The sequence below is a fragment of the Flavobacterium ammoniigenes genome (assembly GCF_020886055.1).
Classification (GTDB): domain Bacteria; phylum Bacteroidota; class Bacteroidia; order Flavobacteriales; family Flavobacteriaceae; genus Flavobacterium; species Flavobacterium ammoniigenes.
In genome coordinates this window covers 2,206,992-2,231,212 of record NZ_AP025184.1, presented here as the reverse complement: position 1 = coordinate 2,231,212, position 24,221 = coordinate 2,206,992, and the positions used below count along the sequence as shown (strand labels likewise).

General features: G+C 35.8%; 17 protein-coding genes. 8 read left to right on the top strand and 9 right to left on the bottom strand.

Annotated elements, in window-relative coordinates; all coding sequences use genetic code 11:
• Positions 1-6: 6 nt before the first annotated feature.
• From LPC21_RS10125 to LPC21_RS10100, 6 genes are all read left to right on the top strand, one after another.
• Positions 7-459, top strand: a complete 453-nt coding sequence (locus LPC21_RS10125) for a hypothetical protein (RefSeq protein WP_229317146.1) — start codon at positions 7-9, stop codon at positions 457-459.
• A 203-nt stretch (positions 460-662) separates the two neighbouring features.
• Positions 663-2,264 carry an asparagine synthase B gene (gene asnB / locus LPC21_RS10120; protein WP_229317144.1) on the top strand — a complete coding sequence of 534 codons (1,602 nt, stop codon included), beginning with the start codon at positions 663-665 and terminating at the stop codon, positions 2,262-2,264.
• Positions 2,265-2,449: 185 nt separating this feature from the next.
• Positions 2,450-4,393, top strand: a complete 1,944-nt coding sequence (gene gyrB, locus LPC21_RS10115) for a DNA topoisomerase (ATP-hydrolyzing) subunit B (protein ID WP_229317142.1) — start codon at positions 2,450-2,452, stop codon at positions 4,391-4,393.
• Positions 4,394-4,447: 54 nt separating this feature from the next.
• Complete coding sequence (gene mdh / locus LPC21_RS10110) at positions 4,448-5,383, top strand: malate dehydrogenase (RefSeq protein ID WP_229317140.1); 936 nt, start codon at positions 4,448-4,450, stop codon at positions 5,381-5,383.
• Between the two features lie 222 nt (positions 5,384-5,605).
• Complete coding sequence (gene secDF, locus LPC21_RS10105; RefSeq protein WP_229317138.1) at positions 5,606-8,578, top strand: protein translocase subunit SecDF; 2,973 nt, start codon at positions 5,606-5,608, stop codon at positions 8,576-8,578.
• A 111-nt stretch (positions 8,579-8,689) separates the two neighbouring features.
• A complete protein-coding gene (locus LPC21_RS10100) occupies positions 8,690-10,798 on the top strand; it encodes a prolyl oligopeptidase family serine peptidase (protein WP_229317136.1) in 2,109 nt (702 codons plus the stop codon).
• A 77-nt stretch (positions 10,799-10,875) separates the two neighbouring features.
• On the opposite strand, the gene lgt is transcribed toward LPC21_RS10100, so the two are convergent.
• From lgt to LPC21_RS10070, 6 genes are all read right to left on the bottom strand, one after another.
• Positions 10,876-11,799 carry a prolipoprotein diacylglyceryl transferase gene (gene lgt / locus LPC21_RS10095; protein WP_229317135.1) on the bottom strand — a complete coding sequence of 308 codons (924 nt, stop codon included), beginning with the start codon at positions 11,797-11,799 and terminating at the stop codon, positions 10,876-10,878.
• Positions 11,800-11,841: 42 nt separating this feature from the next.
• Complete coding sequence (gene yidD, locus LPC21_RS10090; RefSeq protein ID WP_229317134.1) at positions 11,842-12,090, bottom strand: membrane protein insertion efficiency factor YidD; 249 nt, start codon at positions 12,088-12,090, stop codon at positions 11,842-11,844.
• A 40-nt stretch (positions 12,091-12,130) separates the two neighbouring features.
• Positions 12,131-13,609 (bottom strand): cysteine--tRNA ligase, encoded by a 1,479-nt coding sequence (gene cysS / locus LPC21_RS10085; protein ID WP_229317133.1) that lies wholly within the window; start codon positions 13,607-13,609, stop codon positions 12,131-12,133.
• A gap of 95 nt (positions 13,610-13,704) precedes the next feature.
• On the bottom strand, positions 13,705-14,376 hold the full coding sequence (gene folE, locus LPC21_RS10080) for a GTP cyclohydrolase I FolE (RefSeq protein WP_229317131.1): 672 nt from the start codon (positions 14,374-14,376) through the stop codon (positions 13,705-13,707).
• 166 nt (positions 14,377-14,542) lie between these two features.
• On the bottom strand, positions 14,543-15,748 hold the full coding sequence (locus tag LPC21_RS10075; protein ID WP_229317127.1) for a pyridoxal phosphate-dependent aminotransferase: 1,206 nt from the start codon (positions 15,746-15,748) through the stop codon (positions 14,543-14,545).
• A gap of 183 nt (positions 15,749-15,931) precedes the next feature.
• Positions 15,932-16,315: a DUF1573 domain-containing protein gene (locus LPC21_RS10070; RefSeq protein ID WP_229317125.1), complete on the bottom strand. Its 384-nt coding sequence runs from the start codon at positions 16,313-16,315 to the stop codon at positions 15,932-15,934.
• 215 nt (positions 16,316-16,530) lie between these two features.
• Between LPC21_RS10070 and LPC21_RS10065 the strand changes: the two genes are divergently transcribed.
• Complete coding sequence (locus LPC21_RS10065; protein ID WP_229317124.1) at positions 16,531-19,164, top strand: valine--tRNA ligase; 2,634 nt, start codon at positions 16,531-16,533, stop codon at positions 19,162-19,164.
• A 69-nt stretch (positions 19,165-19,233) separates the two neighbouring features.
• Here the strand turns inward: LPC21_RS10065 and LPC21_RS10060 are convergent, their stop codons facing one another.
• The 3 genes from LPC21_RS10060 to LPC21_RS10050 form a co-directional block, all read right to left on the bottom strand.
• Positions 19,234-19,782, bottom strand: coding sequence for a PepSY-associated TM helix domain-containing protein (locus LPC21_RS10060; RefSeq protein ID WP_229317120.1), 549 nt, complete (start codon positions 19,780-19,782; stop codon positions 19,234-19,236).
• A gap of 53 nt (positions 19,783-19,835) precedes the next feature.
• Positions 19,836-22,238, bottom strand: a complete 2,403-nt coding sequence (locus LPC21_RS10055; RefSeq protein WP_229317118.1) for a TonB-dependent siderophore receptor — start codon at positions 22,236-22,238, stop codon at positions 19,836-19,838.
• A 196-nt stretch (positions 22,239-22,434) separates the two neighbouring features.
• Complete coding sequence (locus LPC21_RS10050) at positions 22,435-22,908, bottom strand: DUF6265 family protein (protein ID WP_229317117.1); 474 nt, start codon at positions 22,906-22,908, stop codon at positions 22,435-22,437.
• A gap of 211 nt (positions 22,909-23,119) precedes the next feature.
• Between LPC21_RS10050 and prfA the strand changes: the two genes are divergently transcribed.
• The gene (prfA, locus tag LPC21_RS10045; RefSeq protein ID WP_229317115.1) at positions 23,120-24,196 is read left to right on the top strand and encodes a peptide chain release factor 1; all 1,077 of its coding nucleotides are present in this window, start codon (positions 23,120-23,122) and stop codon (positions 24,194-24,196) included.
• Positions 24,197-24,221 lie beyond the last annotated feature (25 nt).

Below are 24,221 nucleotides of genomic sequence, written 5' to 3'. Positions count from 1 at the left end.
GTTTCTTTGAGTACTTTCAAACAAAAAGCACATGCCTATTATCTGCAATTAGTCCAAGATCGGATTGATGTCTTTCGGGATATGATTACTGCTTTGACCGAAGATTCTAAAAATGACGCCAAAGGTTCGGCAGGAGACAAGCACGAAACAGCATTGTCCATGATGCACATCGAGCAGGAGAAAATCAATCACAAACTGGCTGAAGTCCTAGCTCAAAAAGCTATTTTAGATAAAATAGATGCTTCAAAAGAATTGGATACTATTGCTTTAGGGAGTTTGGTCAAAGCCAATGGTATTTATTTGTATCTGAGTGTGGCATTACCTAAAATAGCTATCAAAGGAATTAATGTCATTGCCTTGTCGCCGCAATCACCACTTGGCGCTAAGTTAATGGGAAATCAAGTGGGGTTTACTTTTGAGATCAATGGGACTTCGTATTGTATTGAAAGTGTTGAATAAACCCGCAATTACTGTTCTGTTTTATTGCTTCAAATTATAAAATGTAACCAAAATTCTCATTTTACATCTTTTTAATTACATTTTATGTATAAAATTTAAATTTAAGTTAAATATTATAACTTAATTATTCATTTGTGTTTCTCAATTGTAACTTATGACTCATCTTTGCCGCAACAAAATAACAAAATAGTAAATTAAAGATTATGTGCGGAATATTAGCCATCATTGGAAAAGGAAAAGATGAACAATTAGTAAGAGAACTTTCAAAAAGAATGACACACCGTGGTCCTGATGAAAGTGATTTACATATTACAGAGAATGGACATATTTTAAGTCACGAGCGTTTGTCAATTATTGACTTACATTCAGGGCGTCAACCAATTCAAGGAACTTCAACAGCTTGGATGGTACATAATGGAGAAGTTTACAATCACCAAGCATTAAGAGATGGAGTTTTAAAAGGACATACGTTTAGAACCAAATCCGATTCAGAAGTTATTGTTCATTTATATGAAGAATTCAAATACGATTTCTGTAACATGTTAGATGGAGATTGGGCTTTTGTTGTAGTAGATGGTGATGATTTTATTGCAGGTAGAGATCCAATGGGAGTGAAGCCATTGTATTACGGTTTAGACGATAGAGGAAGAATCTATTTTGCTTCAGAAATGAAACCTATTGCTGATCAATGTAAAACATTCTCTACTTTTCCTCCAGGACACTATTACACACCCAACACTGGTTTTGTAAAATACTACCAACCAGAATATGAAGATTATACTAAAGCAGATCAAGAATTAGATTTGGATTTGATCAGAGAAACCTTGACTGAGGCTACTCGTAAACGTTTGATGAGTGATGTGCCAATTGGAGTATTGCTTTCAGGAGGTTTGGATTCATCTTTGACTTCTTCAATTGCGTCACGATTATTGAAAGAAAGTGGTAAAAAACTACACTCCTTTTCAATTGGATTAGATGCTGATGCACCAGATGCTAAAGCGGCTAAAAAAGTAGCTGAATATTTAGGTACGGAGCACCACGAAATTCATTTCACTATTGAGCAAGGAATCGAAATCTTAGATAAATTGATCTGGCATTTAGAAACGTACGATGTAACTTCTATTCGTGCAAGTACACCGATGTATTTCTTGTCAAAAGCCATCACTGATATGGGAATCAAAGTGGTACTTTCTGGCGAAGGAGCTGATGAGATTTTTGGTGGGTATTTGTATTTTAGAAATGCACCAACTGTAGAAGATTTCCAAAAAGAAACGATTGAAAGAGTTCAGAAATTATTTACTGCCGATTTATTACGAGCAGATAAATCAACAATGGCTCACGGTTTAGAGGCGAGAGTTCCTTTCTTAGACAAAGCGTTCTTAGACATGGCTGTTCGAATCAAACCAGAAGAGAAAATGCCGAAAACCTACGATGGAAAAGAAAAATATATTCTAAGAAAAGCATTCGATACACCAGACAATCCGTATTTACCAGATGAGGTATTGTGGAGACAAAAAGAGCAATTCTCTGACGGTGTAGGATACAACTGGATTGATCAATTGATCGAGTATTGTTCTTCTCAAGTTACAGATACGCAATTAGCAGGTGCAGAAGCTGAGTTCCCTTACAATACGCCAACGACTAAAGAAGCGTATTTCTATAGATCGATCTTTAACAAATACTATCCACAAGTGAGTGCGGCTCAAACTGTACGCAAATGGATTCCAAAATGGCAAGAAAATCAAGATCCAAGTGGTAGAGCCAATGCGGCTCACGTTCAAGCCGATGTCGAGATTGCTAAATAAGAAATTTTAGATTAGTTCAAATATTTTTTGTAAAAAGACGTTTTTCGTAAGAAGAACGTTTTTTTTTGTTTAAAATATAAACAAATGTTGATAACTTAACATTTATAAAGCGGAATTTCTTTCTCCAATAACCCCTGTTTTTATATATTTGCTTGTTATACAATTTTACATTTTAGATTAAAAATATGAGTGAGGAAATTAACAAGAATAATTATTCTGCGGATAGTATTCAGGCATTAGAAGGAATGGAGCATGTAAGAATGCGTCCGTCTATGTATATTGGAGATGTTGGAGTACGAGGATTGCATCATTTGGTTTATGAGGTGGTAGATAACTCCATCGATGAGGCTATGGGTGGTCATTGTGATACTATCAGCGTTGCAATCAATGAAGATGGGTCAATTTCTGTAGAAGACAATGGTCGTGGTATTCCAGTAGGAATTCATAAAAAAGAAGGTGTTTCGGCTTTAGAAGTGGTAATGACCAAAATTGGAGCTGGAGGTAAATTTGATAAAGATTCGTATAAAGTTTCTGGAGGTTTGCACGGTGTGGGTGTTTCTTGTGTGAACGCCTTGTCCTCTCACTTACGAGCTACGGTTCACAGTAGTGACGGAAAAATCTACGAGCAAGAATACGAAAGAGGAAAAGCATTATATCCAGTAAAACAAATTGGGGATACTACCAAAAGAGGAACGATCGTTACTTTTTATCCAGACCCAACTATTTTTACTCAAACTACGGAGTATTCATATGAGACTTTGTCGGCGCGTATGCGTGAATTGTCTTTCTTGAACAAGGGAATAAAAATCACTTTCACAGATAAAAGAGAATTAGATAAAGACGGCAACTTCGTTTCAGAAGTGTTTCATTCTACTGAAGGATTAAAAGAATACATTCGTTACTTAGATGGAAACCGTGAGCCAATTATTGCGCACGTAATTTCTATGGATCACGAAAAAGGAGAAATTCCAGTTGAGGTGGCGCTAATTTATAATACCAGTTATTCTGAGAATATCTTTTCGTATGTAAACAATATTAATACACACGAAGGAGGAACGCATTTACAAGGTTTTAGAAGTGGTTTGACAAGAACGCTAAAGAAATATGCCGATGCTTCAGGGATGTTGGATAAATTAAAATTCGAAATTGCTGGAGATGATTTCCGTGAGGGATTGACCGCTATTATTTCGGTTAAAGTTTCAGAGCCTCAGTTCGAAGGACAAACGAAAACTAAATTAGGGAATAGAGAAGTAGTTTCTCCTGTAAGCCAAGCTGTAGGAGAAATGCTAGAGAATTATTTGGAAGAAAATCCAAATGACGCTCGTATCATTATCCAAAAAGTAATTTTGGCTGCTCAAGCCCGTCACGCTGCTAAAAAAGCACGTGAAATGGTACAACGTAAGACCGTTATGGGTGGCGGTGGATTGCCAGGAAAATTATCCGATTGTTCGGAACAAGATCCAGAAAAATGTGAAGTATACCTTGTCGAGGGAGATTCGGCAGGTGGAACTGCAAAACAAGGTCGTGATCGAAATTTCCAAGCTATTTTGCCATTACGTGGTAAAATCTTGAACGTAGAAAAAGCGATGCATCACAAAGTTTTTGAAAGCGAAGAAATTCGAAATATTTTTACTGCTTTAGGTGTAACTATCGGTACCGCGGAGGACAGCAAAGCGTTGAACATTGAAAAATTGCGTTACCATAAAGTAATCATTATGTGTGATGCCGATGTCGATGGAAGTCACATTGCTACCTTAATCTTGACCTTCTTCTTCCGTTTTATGAGAGAATTGATCGAAAGAGGGCATGTGTATATTGCAGCGCCACCTTTGTATTTAGTTAAAAAAGGAAATAAAAAAGAATACGCTTGGACAGAAGACCAACGAGATTTAGCTAACGAAAGAATGGGCGGTAGCGCTGCTATTCAACGTTACAAAGGTCTTGGGGAGATGAACGCGGAACAATTGTGGGAAACTACCATGGATCCAAGTTTTAGAACCTTACGTCAAGTTACTATCGATAATATGGTGGAAGCCGACAGAGTTTTCTCTATGTTGATGGGGGATGAAGTGCCACCAAGAAGAGAATTCATCGAGAAAAATGCAGTTTATGCTAATATTGATGCGTAACCTAGAGCTTCAATCGGATTTTAGAAAATAAAATAATTTTTAAAATATAACAACATGAAAGTTACAATTGTAGGAGCAGGAAATGTGGGAGCAACCTGTGCTGATGTGATTTCGTATAGAGGAATTGCAAGCGAAGTAGTTTTATTGGATATTAAAGAAGGTTTTGCCGAAGGTAAAGCGATGGATATTATGCAGTGTGCTACTAATACTGGTTTTAATACGAAAGTAATTGGGGTAACCAATGATTACTCTAAAACAGCCAATAGCGATGTGGTAGTTATTACCTCTGGAATTCCAAGAAAACCAGGAATGACTCGTGAAGAATTGATTGGTATTAACGCAGGTATTGTGAAAACAGTTGCCGAAAATGTGTTGGCTCATTCACCTAATACAATTGTAGTAGTTGTTTCTAATCCTATGGATACCATGACCTATTTGGCATTAAAATCTACAGGTTTACCAAAAAACAGAATTATTGGAATGGGAGGTGCTTTAGATAGCTCTCGTTTCAGATATTACTTGTCTCAAGCTTTAGACAAACCTTCAAATGATGTGTCTGCAATGGTAATAGGAGGTCACGGAGATACGACTATGATTCCATTAACGCGATTGGCTTCTTATAATGGTATTCCAGTTTCTGAATTTCTTTCACAAGACGCTTTGGATAAAGTAGCGGCATCAACTATGGTAGGTGGAGCCACTTTGACTGGACTTTTAGGAACTTCAGCTTGGTATGCACCAGGTGCTTCAGTAGCATATTTAGTGGATAGTATTTTGAATGACCAAAAGAAAATGATTGCTTGTTCTGTTTTCCTAGAAGGCGAATACGGGCAAAATGATATTTGTATTGGTGTTCCTTGTATTATTGGTAAAAACGGAGTAGAACAAATCGTTGATATCACATTAAATGACGCAGAAAAAGCATTATTTGCTAAAAGTGCTGATGCAGTTAGAAATATGAATGCTGATTTGAAATCAGTTTTAGTATAATTTTTAAATCTAAATTGAAAAGACTGCTTTTTTGCAGTCTTTTTTTTGAGATTAATTGACAAATAAATTGGTTAATCTTAACCTTAAATTATATATTTGCTCGGTTTAAAAAATGAAGGATTGCTTTTCAAGACTCATTTTGTCTTGGTAAGTGATTTTAATCGCTGTTATACAGCGGTTTAAGTACAATTAAAATATAAGAATAATTAATTTTTAGTAATAATGCAGAATAAAGGCCTCATTAAATTTTTCGCAATTCTATTTGCATTGGTAAGTATTTACCAACTTTCTTTCACTTTCGTAGCTAATAAAGTAGCAAGTGATGCTAAAGCTTTTGCAGGAGGAGATCCTGAAAAAGAATTAAAATATTTAGATTCTATCGGTAAAGAGAAAGTCTTTAACCTAGGTTTTTCTGATTTTACTTTTAACGAAGTAAAAGACAAACAAATCAACAAAGGTCTTGACTTAGAAGGAGGAATCAATGTAATTCTTCAAGTTTCTGTAAAAGATATCTTGAAAGGATTATCTAACAACTCTAAAAACCCAGTTTTCAATAAATCATTAGCTGATGCTACTGCTAATCAAAAAGGGAATCAAACCTATATTGATGCATTCTTTGAAGCTTTTGAGGCAAATTCCAAAGGAACTGTAAAATTAGCTTCGCCTGATATTTTTGCTAACAGAAGTTTACAAGGTGAAGGTGGTGTCGATTTTCAAATGACCGATGCGCAAGTACAAAAAGTAATCAAAAGAAAAGTTGATGAGTCTGTAGAAAGTGCTTTTGGTGTATTGAGAAAACGTATTGATAAATTTGGTGTAACACAACCTAATATTCAAAAATTAGGAGAATCAGGAAGAATTCTTGTTGAACTTCCAGGTGCTAAAGATGTTGATAGAATTAAAAAATTATTGCAAAGTACCGCTCAGTTAGAGTTTTGGGAAACCTATAAAATTGAAGAAATTGGTAATTTCATAATGGCTGCCAATGAGTCTTTAAAGAAAACGGAAATCAAAACTGTAGCGCCTAAAAAAGTGGTTAAGGATTCTTTAAGTGCTTTATTAGCTGATACTAAAGATACTGCAGCTGCTAAAAAAGGAAATAACCCATTATTAGATAAAATTATTGCACAAGGTGGCGGACCAGTTTTAGGTTTATTTGCTCCTAAAGATACTGCTGTTGTAGGCGAGTATTTGAGAAGAGCTGATATCCGTGTTTTATTAGCAGGAGATCAACGTTATGCCAAATTTGTTTGGGGTAAACCAACTAAAATTAAAGATGCAAAATCAAAAGAAATTGATGCTGTTGAATTGTATGCTTTAAAAGGAAACAGAGACAATGTAGCTGCGATGAGTGGTGGTGTTGTAACTGATGCAAGTGATACATTTGATCAATTAGGAAAACCAGCCGTTTCTATGCAAATGAACGGTAAAGGAGCTAAAGCTTGGGAAGAATTAACAGGTAAAGCCTATACTCAAAAAAGCAATATCGCTATTGTTTTGGATAATGTAGTGTATTCTGCTCCAGGAGTTTCTAGCGGACCAATTGCTGGTGGTAGATCAGAAATTTCAGGTGACTTTGATGTTACTGAAACTAAAGATTTAGCTAACGTATTAAAAGCAGGTAAATTGCCAGCTTCAGCCGATATTATTCAATCAGAAGTGGTAGGACCCTCTTTAGGTCAAGCTGCAATTGATGCAGGTACTATTTCATCTATTGTTGGATTCTTATTAGTGTGTTTATGGATGGTGTTCTATTATGGTAAAGCAGGTTGGTATGCTAATCTAGCTTTATTATTGAACTTACTATTCTTATTCGGAATTATGGCAAGTTTTGGTTTTGTATTGACATTACCAGGTATTGCAGGTATCGTATTAACATTAGGTACCGCGGTAGATGCGAATATCATTATCTATGAAAGAGCAAAAGAAGAATTACGCGAAGGCAAATCATTATCAGAAACTGTAATTGCTTCTTACGGATGGAAAGGTGCGATGCGTTCTATTATCGATGCTAACGTAACGCATATTTTAACAGGAGCGATCTTGTTTACTTTTGGAACTGGATTGATTAAAGGTTTTGCTTTAACTTTATTGATTGGTATTGTAACTTCATTGTTTACATCAATTTTTATTGCGAGAATTTTTATCGATAGAGATATTGCTAACAATAGTAATTTAACTTTCTCAACAGCGATTACTAAAAATTGGTTTACCAATTTCCATTTTGACTTTATTAAGATTAAAACTATTACTTACATCTTTTCTTCAATAGTTGTAGTGGTAAGTTTGATCTCGATATTCTTTGTGAATGGTTTGGATCAGGGTGTTGATTTTGTTGGAGGAAGAACATTCCAAGTGAAATTTGAAAAAGCAATTGATGCAACTAAAGTAGCCGAAGAATTATCGAAAGAATTCGGAACTACTGTTGAAGCTAAAATTTTCGGTTCAGATGATCAATTAAAAATTACGACCAAATACAAAATCACTGAAGAAGGTGTTGATGTAGATAAAGAAGTTAACGAAAAATTATACAAAGGTTTACAAAGTTATTATCCAAATACTTCTTACGACCAATTCATTAACTCGTATGATGGTAAAAAAGTAGGAGTTTTACAAGCGTCTAAAGTGGGGGCTTCTATCTCTGAAGATATTAAAACCAACTCGTACTGGGCTGTATTAGGTGCGATGGCAGTAATCTTCTTATACTTAATGATCTCTTTCCGTAAATGGCAGTATTCATTAGGAGCGATTGCAGCAGTAGCGCATGACGTAATATTTGTATTGGGAATTTATTCATTATGTTATAAATTCATGCCGTTCCACATGGAAATGGACCAACACTTTATCGCAGCTATCTTAACGGTTATTGGATACTCAATGAACGATACAGTAATTGTGTTTGATAGAATTAGAGAGTTCATAATGGGTAAACGTAAAGGTACTTTTGAAGAGATTGTAAATGCGTCTATTAATACAACATTATCAAGAACATTAAATACTTCTTTAATGATGATTATTGTATTGTTAACGATGTTTATTTTTGGAGGTGAATCAATCAGAGGATTTATTTTTGCTATGCTTGTAGGTATCGTTGTAGGTACTTATTCATCATTGTTTATTGCAACACCAGTATTGGTAGATACAATCTCAAGATCAGATAAAAATCAAATTGAAAAAGAGCACAAAGAGGCTTAATTTTCATAAGACTATATTTTTTAAAGGATTCAGCGAAAGTTGAATCCTTTTTTTATTCGATGTATTTCATTACTTAAATTGTTTATTTTTGATATAAATAATTCTAAAACAATGAAAAAAGTAATCCTATCTATGTTGGTATCTTCCACAATTGTATCCGTGAGTCAGGCTCAGATTAAATACCCACAAACTAAGAAAACAGATAAAGTCGATTCCTATTTTGAAACTAAAATTCCGGATCCTTACCGATGGTTAGAAGACGATAGGTCAACTGAAACGGCTGATTGGGTAAAAGCTCAAAATCAACTAACATTTGGTTATTTGTCTGCCATTCCATTTCGAAATGCGATCAAAGAGCGCATGGAAAAATTATGGAATTATGAGAAAGTATCTGCTCCATTCAAAGAAGGGAAATATACTTATTACTATAAAAACAATGGATTGCAAAATCAATCGGTTTTGTATCGAAAGGATAATTCAGGCAAAGAAGAATTGTTCTTGGATCCCAATACGTTTTCAAAAGATGCCACGACTTCTTTAGATGCAGTTAGTTTTTCTAAAGATGGATCTTTATGTGCGTATTCCATTTCCGAAGCGGGAAGCGATTGGAGAAAAGTTATTTTTATTAATGCTGAAACCAAAGGAAGTATTGGAGATAATCTGATCGATGTCAAGTTCAGTGGGTTGTCCTGGAAAGCCAATGAAGGTGTTTATTATTCTAGTTATGATAAACCAAAAGGAAGCGAATTATCGGCTAAGACCGACCAGCACAAATTGTATTTTCATAAATTGGGTACCAGTCAATCGGAAGATGTCTTGGTTTTTGGCGATAAAGAAAAACGACGTTATGTTGGAGGAAGTGTTTCGGATGACAATCATTATTTGTTTATTTCTGCAGCGAATTCAACTTCAGGAAATGAATTGTATTTGCAAGACTTAACCAAACCCAATGCTCCAATCCAACTAATTCACGCCGGTTTTGAATACGATGTGGATGTTTTGGACAACCAAGGTACCAAGTTGTTCATAGTGACGAATTATAAAGCTCCAAATAAGCGAATAGTTACTGTTGATGTTTCCAATCCAACTGCCGACAATTGGAAAGACTGCATCGCCGAAACGGATCAGGTTTTGTCACCTTCAACGGGTGCTGGATTTATCTTTGCTAATTATATGAAAGATGCCGTTTCCTTAGTAAAACAATTTGATTACAATGGTCAATTAGTACGTGAAATTGAATTACCAGGATTGGGAACGGCTACAGGTTTTAGCGGAAAGAATGAAGATACTTCATTGTATTTTTCGTTTACCAATTATGTAACGCCAAGCTCTACCTATCAATTTTCTCCTGTTGATGGAAAATCGTCTCTTTATGTACAACCTAAAGTGGATTTTGTAAGCGGAGATTATACTTCTAAACAAGTTTTTTATACTTCTAAAGACGGTACTAAGGTGCCCATGATTATTACCTATAAAAAAGGGACTCCTTTAAATGGCAAGAATCCAACTATTTTGTATGCTTATGGCGGTTTTAATGTGAGTTTAACTCCTTCTTTTAGTATTGCTAATGCGGTTTGGTTAGAAATGGGTGGAATCTATGCGGTTGCTAATTTAAGAGGTGGAGGAGAGTATGGAAAAAAATGGCACGATGCAGGAACCAAAATGCAAAAGCAAAATGTTTTTGATGATTTTATTGCCGCTGCCGAATACCTAATCGCACAAAAATATACCTCGTCTAATTTCTTAGCCATAAAAGGCGGTTCTAACGGCGGTTTATTAGTTGGAGCCACAATGACACAACGACCAGACTTAATGAAAGTAGCGTTGCCAGCTGTGGGTGTGATGGACATGTTGCGTTACCATACCTTTACTGCTGGTGCAGGTTGGGCGTATGATTATGGGACAGCCGAAGATTCTAAAGCGATGTTCGATTATATTAAGTCCTATTCGCCAGTACATAATGTGAAAGCGGGTGTAAAATATCCAGCAACCTTAGTTACAACTGGTGATCATGACGATAGAGTAGTACCTGCGCATAGTTTTAAGTTTGCGGCTGAGTTGCAAGCCAAACAAGCCGGATCTAATCCAGTCTTAATCCGAATAGAGACCAATGCAGGTCATGGCGCCGGTAAACCCGTTTCAAAAACCATTGAAGAAGCAGCTGATCTACAAGCCTTCACCTTGTATAATATGGGAGTTAAAACAGTACCTATTCAATAATAGTTGCTATATAAAATAAAAAAAGCTGTCCAATTAGGACAGCCTTTTTTTATTTATACACCAAGGTTTTTTAAATGCTATTCTTTTATCTGTTTCGCAGTAAATACAAAATAAAGACCTGTCACAATAAATGGAATACTCAACCATTGTCCTGTAGATAGTAATCCTAAGGCACTCTCAAATCCGCCTTGACTTTCTTTAACTGATTCTACTACAATTCGAACAGAGAATAATAAGACTAAAAACAAGCCAAATAAATAACCTGATTTTTTTCTAGCTTCCGTTTTCCAATACAAGAAAAATAGAATCGCAAAAACAAAAATATAGCAAAAGGCTTCGTATAATTGGGTTGGATGTTTAGCAGGAACTTGTTCTAAGAGTGTGGCAAATTTTGGGTCGGTTGCAATCGCTGCATACGCCTCTTTTGGATCTGCAATTTGAGTAGCATTGACCGCATCTCTTGGGCTAAAATAATCTCTAATGAATTGAATCCCAAAAGAAGAAGAGGTTTCTTGTCCAATAATCTCTGAATTAAAAAAGTTCCCAATTCGAACAAATATAGCACCACTTGCTACTGGAATCACAATGCGATCCAATATCCATAACTGTGGTTTTTGTAAAATTTTCTTACTGTAAAAATACATGGCTACAATGATTGAGATAGCTGCCCCATGACTAGCTAGACCAGTAAAACCAGTAAAATGGAAACTAGGTTCAAATCGAACCGGTAAAAAGATTTCTAGGAGGTTGTTTCTAAAGTACTCCCAATCGTAAAAGAAAACGTGCCCTAAACGCGCGCCAGCCAAAGTAGCTACCACCGTCCAAATAAACAACGAATCTAGTTTTTCAATTGTTTCGCCTTCGCGAACGAAAATATGCTTCATGATGTACCAGCCTAATCCGAAGGCAATTACAAACATTAAACTGTAATAACGAATCATGAAAAAACCCAAATCAATTCCTTCTGAAGGATTCCAAACGATAGATAAAGTTGGTGTCATTTTGTTTATTTATTTAGTGTTAAAATAAAGTTTTAATAGAGATTAGAGTTTGTGTTGGCATTTTTTAGCAGGAACAGGATCGTAGCCACTTTTTCCCCAAGGATGGCAACTCAAAATCCGTTTTGTACCTAGAAATAATCCATAAATTAATCCATGAGTTTGTAAGGCTTCAAGCATATAGGAAGAACAAGTTGGTTCAAAACGGCATGCGGCAGGTGTAAATGGGGATATAGCTAGTTGGTAAAAGCGAACCAACATCAAAAAAGGAAAAATGAGAATCTTAGATACCATAGTTGTATTTTTTGGATGAGTCGCTCAACTAACAATAGTATTACAAACTAAAAGTTGTTCCGTCTTTCCCGTCTTTTAATTGAATACCTAATGCCAATAATTGATCTCTAATTTGGTCTGACAAAGCAAAGTTTTTATTTTCTCTGGCTTGTTTTCGCATTTCGATCAATAAGTTTACGGTACCTTCTAATTTATCGTTATTTCCCTCGCTAGCATTCTCAGATTCTAAGCCTAAAACATCAAATACAAATGCATTCATTGCAGTTGCAAAAGTGGTTGCATCTTCGGTAGTCAAGGTTTCTTTGCCTTCTTTTAATAGATTCACAAAACGAACACCTTCAAACAACTGCGCAATTAAAATTGGCGTGTTGAAATCATCATTCATGGCGTCATAGCACAATTGTTTCCATTCGGCTATATTCAATGAACTTTTTGGTGCTGGCTGAATTGATTCCAAACTACTCATCGCTTCCATCAAACGTTTGTAGCCTTTTTCGGCAGCCACAATAGCATCGTCAGAAAAATCTAAGATACTTCTGTAATGCGCTTGCAACATAAAGAAACGGGTTACAGAAGCTGAAAATGCCTTGCTTAAAATCGTATTTTCTCCCGACAAGATTTCTCCAGGTAAAATATTATTCCCCGTTGATTTCGCCATTTTTTTACCATTCAACGTAAGCATATTAGCATGGAGCCAATAATTCACAGGAGTTTGTCCTGTACAAGCTTCGTTTTGCGCAATCTCACATTCGTGATGCGGAAATTTCAAATCCATTCCGCCACCGTGAATATCAAAGTGGTTACCCAAATATTTGGTGCTCATTGCGGTACATTCCAAGTGCCAACCCGGAAATCCATCGCTCCAAGGCGAAGGCCAACGCATAATGTGTTGCGGTTCGGCTTTTTTCCACAAGGCAAAATCCTGCGGATTTCTTTTATCAGATTGACCATCTAAATCACGAGTATTGGCAAGCATATCTTCAATATTTCTGCCGCTCAAACGTCCGTAATGGTTGGTTTCGTTAAATTTTACTACATCAAAATACACCGATCCATTGGCTTCATAACCAATTCCAGTTTCGATTATTTTCTTGATGATTTCGATTTGTTCAATAATATGTCCCGTAGCGGTCGGTTCAATACTTGGAGGTAAAAAATTAAATGCCCCTAATATTTCGTGGAAATCGACCGTGTAGCGTTGCACTACTTCCATCGGTTCCAATTGTTCTAAACGTGCTTTTTTGGCAATTTTATCTTCGCCTTCATCCACATCATCTACGATATGTCCTACATCAGTGATGTTACGAACATAGCGCACTTTGTAATTTAAATGTTGGAAATACCTAAAAATCACATCAAACGACATAAAGGTTCTCAGGTTTCCTAAATGCACATTGCTATACACCGTTGGTCCGCAAACATACATCCCAACATTCCCTTCGTGAATAGGAGTGAAGACTTCTTTTTCTCCCGAAAGAGAATTGTATATTTTCAGTTGTTGACTTTTGTATAATGGCATTGTTCTTTATTTTAGGAGCTTATTCCTGCTGTTTGCTCTATCTTTCCTGCCAAAAACTGGCAGTAAAGGATGCCGCTTCCATCAGGGCTAGGCTTTTAGAATTTCGTTTCTAATTTGATGTAATCCAAAAATTCTCTTCGTGTTTGGGCTTCTTTGAATTTACCTCCAAATTCCGAAGTCACGGTACTACTTTCAATATCGCCGATTCCTCTTGAATTCACGCATAAATGTTTAGCATCAATTACGCAAGCTACATCGTCAGTTCCTAAAGCGATTTGTAATTCTTGGACGATTTGCATGGTCAAACGCTCTTGAACCTGTGGTCTTTTTGCGTAATATTCGACAATTCGGTTCATTTTAGAAAGCCCAATTACGGTACCATTCGAAATGTAAGCCACGTGTGCTCTTCCAATGATAGGTAATAAGTGGTGTTCGCAAGTAGAATACACCGTAATGTTTTTTTCTACCAGCATTTCGCCGTATTTGTAGTTGTTGTCAAAGGTAGATGCTTTAGGTTTTCTGGCTGGATTTAATCCGCCAAAAATCTCTTTTACAAACATTTTTGCTACTCGGTTTGGAGTTCCTTTTAAGCTATCATCGGTCAAATCCATTCCCAAAGTGGTTAGGATATTTTCGACATCTTTTTTAATTCGTTCAATTTTTTCGTCGTCAGCAATAGCAAAAGCATCATCCCTCAGCGGATTTTTCGCATTGGTACTAACATGATTATTTCCTATTTCGTCTTGAAATTCTTCGTTGTTGATCATCTAAGCTATTGTTATAATGGGTATGTCAATTCAAGCGGTAAAGATAATTAATAAAATGCAAAAAAAGGAAGCCCTTTTTGGATTTAATCCTTGTTTAATTAAAAAGTAAAAAGCAATACCTTTTGAGTATTGCTTTAGATATTATTTTGGATTAACAATTAGTTAATTATTGCGCTTTTTTAGTTGCGTTATATACTGGAATAGCTGCTTTTAGAACAGCTACAGCGCGAACTAAATCTTCTTTTTTCAATACATAGGCAATACGCACTTGGTTCAATCCCATTCCTGGAGTGGAGTAAAATCCACCAGCTGGAGCTACCATCACGGTTTCGCCATTCAAATCGTAACTTTCTAAAAGCCATTGAGCAAAATCATCGGTATTGTCAACAGGCAATTCAGCAATGCAATAAAAAGCGGCTTTAGGGGTAGTTACTTTTACCCCTTCAATTTTTTGAAGTTCTGAAATTAAAGTGTCTCTTCTTCCTCGGTATTCTAAGATCACTTCGTCAAAATAACTTTGAGGTGTATCAATGGCTGCTTCACAAGCAATTTGTGCAATGGTTGGAGGGCAAAGGCGTGCTTGAGCAAACTTCATTGCTGCAGCAATTACATCTTTATTTTTGGTCACCATACAACCAATTCGTGCGCCACACATACTGTAACGTTTGGAAACCGAATCAATCATAATGACATTTTGCTCTACTTCTTTTAAATTCATTACCGAATAGTGAATGTCATCACCGTAAATAAACTCTCGATAAACTTCATCGGCAATTAAGAACAAATCGTATTTTTTTGCTAATTCGCCTAATTGTAGAATTTCAGATTCAGAATACAAATATCCGGTTGGATTGTTCGGGTTACAAATCAAAATTGCTTTTGATTTTGGCGTAATTAACTTTTCGAAATCAGCAATAGATGGCAACTCAAATCCAGTTTCAAAACCAGAATTAACCGGAACCACTTTAGCAGCAGATTCGGCAGCAAAAGCGCTATAATTAGCATAAAAAGGCTCAGGAATAATCAATTCATCTTCCGGGTCCATGATGCTCCCCAAGGCAAATAATAAGGCTTCGGATCCACCCGTAGTGATTAAAATATCTTCAGGATTTACGTTTACGTTTTGCTTCGTATAGAATTGGGCTAACTTTTTTCGGTAACTTTCGTAACCTGCTGAAGGACCATATTCTATAATGTCTAGCTGTATGTTTTTAATTGCATTAATAGCAATTTCGGGACTTTTAATATCGGGTTGACCAATGTTTAAATGGTACACTTTATGCCCTTTTTCTTTCGCTAAATCAGCGAAAGGAGCCAATTTTCTAATTGGCGATTCAGGCATGGAGTTTCCTCGTGTAGATAATTTAGGCATGTGTTTACTCTTGAATTGCAAATTTGCACTTTTTTTTTCTAAGTTTCGGGAATTATTCGCAGTAATTGCTCATAAAAACACCCGAAAATGTTATATTTTTAAGATATAAAATGCATAAAATGGATACTAAAAAACGCCTTTTGAAGTCAAAAGGCGTTTTCTAAATTATTGATAAAGAATCTTTTATTCTATTACTTCTCCTTTTATTTTCAGCGCAATCCTACCACCTTCATAATTGGCGGCATTGGATTCTACTGTTATGGTTTTGCGAATAGGGCCTGTGGCCATATTGTATTTTACTTCAATTTTTCCTTTTTTTCCAGGCATGATTGGCGCTTCTGGTTTAGTTGGAACGGTACAACCGCAGGTAGAAAGTACATTGGTAATTACTAAAGGAGCGTTCCCTGTATTGGTAAATTCAAATACACGGATTCCAGAATCAGACCCTTTAGTTACTCTTCCGTAATCGATGGTGTTTTCTTTGGCAGAAAATTCTATTTTGGCAGCTTGCGAAAAACTGATGTTGCTACACAAAGTGAATATAATAAAGGCGATTATTTTTTGCATTTTGAAAATGATTTAAATGTCAAGTAAAGTTAGTTTCTTTTATTTACCCTACAAATTTTTATTTCGCTTTTTATAGTGTACTTAATTATTTACTTTTGTTGCTTATTTGGCTTGCAATAAGTAAGCTGAATTGCAATGCATATTTCCTGAATTTTTATTTATATATTAAATTTAGAAACAAGTGCGACTAAACGATTAAACGAATTTACTATACAATGACAATTCCTGCACAATTCGACGCCAAAACGATTGAACAAAAATGGTATGACTACTGGATGAAAAACAACTATTTTCATTCGGAGCCTGACCACAGAACACCCTATACGATTGTAATTCCACCACCCAATGTGACTGGAGTGTTGCATATGGGACATATGTTGAACAATACCATTCAAGATGTTTTAATTCGTAGAGCGCGTTTGAAAGGATTGAATGCGTGTTGGGTGCCTGGAACTGATCATGCTTCTATCGCTACCGAAGCTAAAGTAGTGGCTAAGTTAAAAGCGGAAGGAATCAATAAAAATGATTTGACTCGTGAGGAATTTTTGGCACACGCTTGGGAATGGACCGACAAATATGGCGGAGTAATTTTGGAACAATTGAAAAAATTGGGTGCTTCTTGTGATTGGGAGCGTACGAAATTCACCATGGATCCAGATATGTCAGCCTCTGTAATTCGTTCGTTTGTTGATTTGTACAACAAAGGGTTGATTTATCGTGGGTACCGAATGGTCAACTGGGATCCTGAAGCGAAAACTACCTTGTCTGATGAAGAAGTAATTTATGAAGAACAACAAGGTAAATTGTATTTCTTGAACTATAAAATTGAAGGCAGTACCGATTTCTTAACTGTAGCTACCACACGTCCTGAAACTATTTTTGGAGATACAGCCATTTGTATTAACCCAAATGACGAGCGTTTTGCTCATTTAAAAGGTAAAAAAGCGATTGTACCTATTTGCGGTAGAGTGATTCCAATAATTGAAGACGAATATGTAGATGTCGAATTTGGTACAGGTTGTTTGAAAGTGACGCCTGCTCACGACATGAACGACAAAACTTTGGGCGAAAAACACCAACTTGAAATCATTGATATTTTTAATGAAGATGCTACTTTAAATAGCTTTGGTTTGCATTATCAAGGGCAAGATCGTTTTGTAGTTCGTGAGGCAATTGCTAAAGAATTGGAAACAGTTGGCGCCTTGGCTAAAACGGAAACCCACTTGAATAAAGTGGGAACTTCAGAACGTACTAAAGCCGTTATTGAACCTCGTTTGTCAGACCAATGGTTCTTAAAAATGGAGGATTTGGTAAAACCAGCGATCAAAGCCGTATTAGAAGACGGAGAAATTAAATTGCATCCAAAACGTTTTGACAATACTTATGCGCATTGGTTAAACAACATTCGCGATTGGAATATTTCACGTCAATTATGGTGGGGACAACAAATTCCGGCATACTATTATGGCGACGGAAAAGAAGATTTTGTAGTGGCCGAAACTATTGAAGAGGCTTTGGTTCTAGCAAAACAAAAAACTAATAACCAACAATTAACAATAGCCAATTTAACCCAAGATGTTGATGCCTTAGATACATGGTTTTCTTCTTGGTTGTGGCCAATGGCAGTTTTTGGAGGAATAATGGATCCTAAAAACGAAGATTTTAACTACTATTATCCAACCAATGATTTGGTTACAGGTCCAGATATTTTGTTTTTCTGGGTGGCTCGAATGATAATAGCAGGATATGAATACACGGGTAAAAAACCATTTACAAATGTTTATTTGACCGGTTTGGTTCGCGATAAACAACGACGTAAAATGTCTAAATCTTTAGGAAATTCTCCTGATCCTTTAGATTTGATAGATAAATTTGGTGCCGATGGAGTTCGTGTAGGCTTGTTGTTGAGTGCTTCTGCTGGGAACGACATTATGTTTGACGAAGAATTGTGCAATCAAGGAAAAGCATTTACCAATAAAATTTGGAACGCCTTCAAACTGATTAAAGGTTGGGAAGTATCCGATGCTATTCCGCAACCTGAATCGTCTAAAGTGGCAATCGAATGGTACGAAGCCAAGTTGCAACAAACCCTATTGGATATTGAAGATAATTTTGAAAAATATAGAATTTCAGATGCTTTAATGGGTATTTATAAATTGGTTTGGGATGATTTCTGTTCTTGGTTTTTGGAAATGATCAAACCAGGATACCAACAACCAATTGATAGTGTTACTTTGGCGAAAGCCATCGAAATGTTGGAAAATAATTTAAAATTATTGCACCCTTTCATGCCTTTCTTGACCGAAGAGATTTGGCAATTATTGGATGAAAGAACGAAAGAAGAAGCGTTGATTGTTTCGACTTGGCCAACAATGAAATCATTCCACGCGAGTTTGATTGCTGATTTTGATAATACGATTGAAGTGATATCCGGTATTAGAACGATTCGTAAAGACAAGAACATACCGTTCAAAGATTCAATCGAATTGAAAATAGTGAACAATGATAAATCTTCGACCTATTTTGATGCAGTGGTTAGTAAATTAGGAAATATTTCAGCTTTGGATTATGTGTCCGATAAAGTAGAGGGTGCGTTGTCTTTTCGAGTGAAATCCAATGAATATTTTATTCCAATTACTGGAAATATTAATGTAGAAGAAGAAATTGCTAAGTTGACTGAAGAGTTGAATTACACCAAAGGTTTCTTGAAATCTGTACAAGGAAAATTATCGAATGAAAAATTTGTTTCCGGTGCGCCAGAAAAAGTAATCGAAATGGAACGCAAGAAAGAAGCCGATGCTTTGGCAAAAATTGCAACCATTGAACAAAGTTTGGCAGGATTGAAATAATACATCCTTTAAATAAAAAAATCCCGTTCTAATTTAGAACGGGATTTTTTTTTTGAAATATATTTAAAACTAACCTAATAAAAATAAGAATAACAAAGGGAAAATAATTCCGGCAACAGCTAATTTCCAACCGCGTTGTTTCCAACTGAATTTACCTGCTTTGATCATAACAGTTCCGGTTAAAGCAATGGTAATTAGACTTATTGCAAAAATATCGGAATAATAAATCCAAAAATTGGAAGTGTTTTTATGCAACTGCATTGTCTGACTAATTAGTGGTGTTTTGAAGAATGAGATAATTTCTCCTTTACCGGTTTTTAAGTCAATTTCTACATCTTGGTTTTCAAATGACATTCTGAATTCACCTTTTTTGACCATATGGCGTTTCAATTTTCCTTCGATGCCCAATTGCTTGGCCAAATCTTCTGCATATTTTTCATTGATGTCGCTTTCGGCGGGCAGTTTCACTTCAATCGCTTTGGTTTCATAAGTATATTTTTCAGGATGCCACATTTCGCGATGATTCATTAATAATCCAGAAAAGGCAAAAGATACAATTAAGCCAATATAGAAATAGCCTAAGTCTCGGTGTAAGTTTCTCCAATTGATTTTTTTCATAGTATTATTTTTTTTGGTTGCATTATAGACTAAGCTATTTAATAAAGGTTTAATTAAAATTTATATTTTAAACTAGTCATTAGTTGGCGCGGAGCAATCGGATTGATACTGTAATTTTCGTGAACCGTATAATTCAATTCGTTGGTGATATTAGAAAGTTTACATAAAATGCTCCATTTTTTATACGAATAACCCGCTGAAACATCTACAGTTGTATATCCTTGAATCGGAAAATCTCTATCATTAATGGTAATTACACCACTGGTATTTACTACATATTGATCGTTCCATCCTCCAAAACGCTCTCCAATATAGTTTCCTATTGCCCCTATAGATAATCCTTTTAGTTTTCCAGCCGGAATGTTGTAAAAAAAACTTAAATTAGCAGTTTTAGCTGGAGTTCTAACCAATCGGTCTCCTTCAATTAGACCACCATTTACCTTGTTTGTTTTGGTGTAACGACTGTCATTATAACTATAACCTGCAATAATATTTAATCCTTCGATTGGTTTTGCATTGATATCAATTTCAATTCCTTTGCTTTTGGTTTCACCATTCAATACTTTGATAGTAGTGTCGGTATTTAAAGTAATGCCATCGGCTTTGAACTCGGCAGTTTGTGCTAAATTGCTGTTGGTAATTTGATACACCGTTACATTAGTACTCAAAATGCCATTCCAAAAATCTTTTTTCACACCTACTTCATATTGATCAATAATGGAAGCTTCAATCGGTTTTAAGTCAGCAGTAGTTCCAGTATTTGGAGTAAACGAATTGGAATAACTGGCAAAAATAGAGGTGTTTTTATCAGGTTGATAGATGAAACCGATTTTAGGTGAAAACGCTTTGTCTTGTAATTGAATCCCTTTTGTTATAGTAATCGGGTTTGCAGTTAATTTGAATGTTTCGGCTTGGGCTTCTTGCCAAGACCAACGGATTCCAGCCAACATTTTAAATTTTTCGGTAAACGAAATTAAGTCTTGAGCATAGATTCCAAATCGGTTGGTAGTGGTGACTACTTTTTGAGTATTGACTGCTATGGGTTCGGTTGTTGTTTGATTGTTAGGGTCAAAAGAAAATACATTGATAGTATCAAAGGTAATTGGCGAAAATACAAAGGTATGTGCTGTTGCTATCGAATTTTCATAATCAATACCTGAAAAGGTTTGGTGTTTAATTTTTCCGGTTGTAAAACAGCCTTGTAAGCTAATTTGTTCGCCCAAAATAGCCTCTAAGTTTTTGTATTGACCTAATGGACGACTCCATGTTCCGTTGGGATTGGTTATTTGAATGCGCTCCGTTCCTTTCCATTCACGGTCGTAATTTTGGTAGGACGAATTGAAATTTAATTTCCAATTTTTGTTAAACGAATGATTCAATAAGGCAGAAGTACTTGCCGTTTTGGTGTTTCCATCAGACCATAAAGCGCCATAATAATTGTTTCTTCCTAAATCATAAATTTGTTTCCCAATAAGTATAGTACCAAAATCAGGTGTCCAATGATCATTCATAAAATCACCTTGAAGCGTAATTTGCGTTTTAGAACTAATATTCAATAAGAACGATGGGTTGATGTAATAGCGTTCTCTTTTGACCACCTCTCTAAAGCTGTCTGAATTTTCATAAGAACCGTTAAATCGATAAGCAATGGATTTATGTAAGGGTCCATAAAAATCGATGGATGGTTTGTAAAAAGCATTACTTCCCATTTGCATAGCAATTTCGCCCCCTTTTTTGAAAGAAGGGGTTTTGGTTACCAAATTTAAAATACCTCCTGGAGCTACATTTCCATATAGTAAAGCGGAACCTCCTTTTAAAAATTCTACTTTTTCCAAAGAAGAAACTTCGGGAATGGAACCCGAATTGTAACGAAAACCATTTTTGAACATATTATTGGCCGACATGTCATAGCCTCTTGACCAAAACGATTCTTGTGCGCCACCTCTTGCTGAACCTACATAAACACCATTAGCATTTTTAATTACCTCGCTCAAACGAATAGCTTGTTGTTGTGCAATAACTTCGTTTTCTATCGTTTGCATACTTTGCGGAATATCAATGGGCTTTAAACCAGAACGAACGGCACTTACTTTTCGTTTGTTTGGGCTTTCTTTGATTACGATTACAATTTCTTTCAGAGTTTCCATTTGCTCTTCTAAAGTGAAAGTTACTTTTGTGGCTTCATTTGCTATTACTTTAATTTCTTTTGTTTGTTTTTTTAAACCTTCCCCCTCAATGGTAATGGTGTGTAATCCAATAGGGAAATTTTCAAACTGGAAATTGCCTTTTGTGTCTGTTTTTGCAATAGAGACTTTCTTTCCAATTTTAATTGAAATGCCCGAAAGTGGATACCCATCTATAGAAAGTATCTTTCCCTCAATCGAGCCAGTTTCTTGTGCATAAGCTGTAAAACAAGATAGTAAGACCGTAATTAAGATATAGAATTGCTTTTTCATTGTTGTTTATTTGGAATAAATTAAAATAACGATGCAAATATAAAAGCAACAATTGAATTATCAAAGTTTATTTAGATTAAATCTTAATAATATTGAATGTTCATTTTTGGGCAACTGAAAATCAATTCATTAAAAACAAAAAAAACCTTACTTAAATAAAGTAAGGTTGCTGAATTTTAAACTCAAAAGAAGTTGTTTATTTTATTTTGGTCATTTTGAATTGTTCCGAAATTATTTTTTTGGATTGTTTTCCTGAAATGGAAATGGTAATTGCCGATTTTGATTTGCTTTGGTAGCTGATTTTTTGAGGGTAATCGTTATGAAGGTTCTCAAAAACCAATTCGTTTTCTGTTTCTAAAATCAATGGGAATAAAATTGGTTTGTCATTATTCTGCCCTTGGATGGTAGTTTCATAGACCAATTCACCGTCTTTTTCTGTTAAAGCGATATTTTCAAAATGTAAGGTGTCTTTTTCTTTGATGAAAAAAGAACTTGCTGCTAAAGTACTGTCATTTAGTTTGGACCAAGTTTCGGTTACAATTCCTTCTTTGGATTGGTTTTTCCATGCTCCTACCAACCATTCGGATGTTTTTATTTTTTCATTTTTATGGCTATTAGTACATGAAAACAGGAACGAACTGATGGTTAAAAAAAGAAATAATAGACGCATTGAGTTGAATTTAAAAAAGGTTGTGGTAACGATTACAATATTAAGAAAAAGATTTGAATTAGCCCAGATGGTAGTGGTATCCTGTGGCGGCGGGGTTCGCCGATACAGATAGAGCGAACAGCTGGAAGTAGCTCCTAAAAAATCTGAAATTCAGAAATTATTTCTGCAATCTTTTTTGTATTTTTGCCGTCCAAATAAAGGAACTAATACAATGTTAGATAGACTTCAAATAGTAAAACAACGTTTCGATGAGATTTCGGATTTGATTATTCAACCCGATGTAATTTCAGATCAGAAACGGTATGTGCAATTGAATCAAGAATATAAAGGCTTGAAAGCTTTGGCTGAGAAACGAGACGAGTATGTTTTGTTGATGGCTAATATTGACGAGGCTAATGAAATTATTGCTGATGGTTCGGATGCTGAAATGGTCGAAATGGCCAAAATGCAATTGGACGAAGCCAAACAGCGTTTGCCAGAACTGGAAGAAGAAATCAAATTCATGTTGATTCCGAAAGATCCTGAAGATGCTAAGAATGTGATGGTGGAAGTACGTGCCGGAACGGGTGGTGATGAAGCGAGTATTTTTGCAGGAGATTTGTTCCGAATGTACACTAAATACTGTGAAGGAAGAGGTTGGAGAACCTCGGTTGTTGATATGAACGAAGGAACTTCGGGAGGATTTAAAGAGGTAATTTTTGAAGTAACTGGTGAAGATGTCTATGGTACATTAAAATTTGAAGCAGGTGTACACCGTGTACAACGTGTACCTCAAACAGAAACACAAGGGCGTGTTCATACTTCTGCAGCTACTGTGATGGTATTACCAGAAGCAGAAGAATTTGATGTGCAAATTGATATGAATGATGTGCGTGTGGATTTCTTTTGTTCGTCAGGACCAGGAGGCCAGTCGGTGAATACGACTAAGTCGGCTGTTCGTTTGACGCACATTCCAACTGGATTGGTGGCGCAATGTCAAGATCAAAAATCGCAACATAAAAACAAAGACAAGGCATTAACGGTTTTGCGTTCTCGTTTGTACGAAATGGAATTGGCTAAGAAACAAGAAGAAGATGCGTCTAAACGTACTTCTCAAGTGAGTTCGGGTGACCGTTCTGCTAAAATTCGTACGTATAATTATGCACAAGGTCGTGTAACCGATCACCGAATTGGGTTGACTTTATACGATTTGGGTAACATCATGAATGGGGATATTCAGAAAATTGTTGACGAATTACAATTGGTTAACAATACCGAGAAGCTAAAAGAAGCTAGCGAAGTTTTTTAATTCAAGCGCAAATGAAACTATAAAA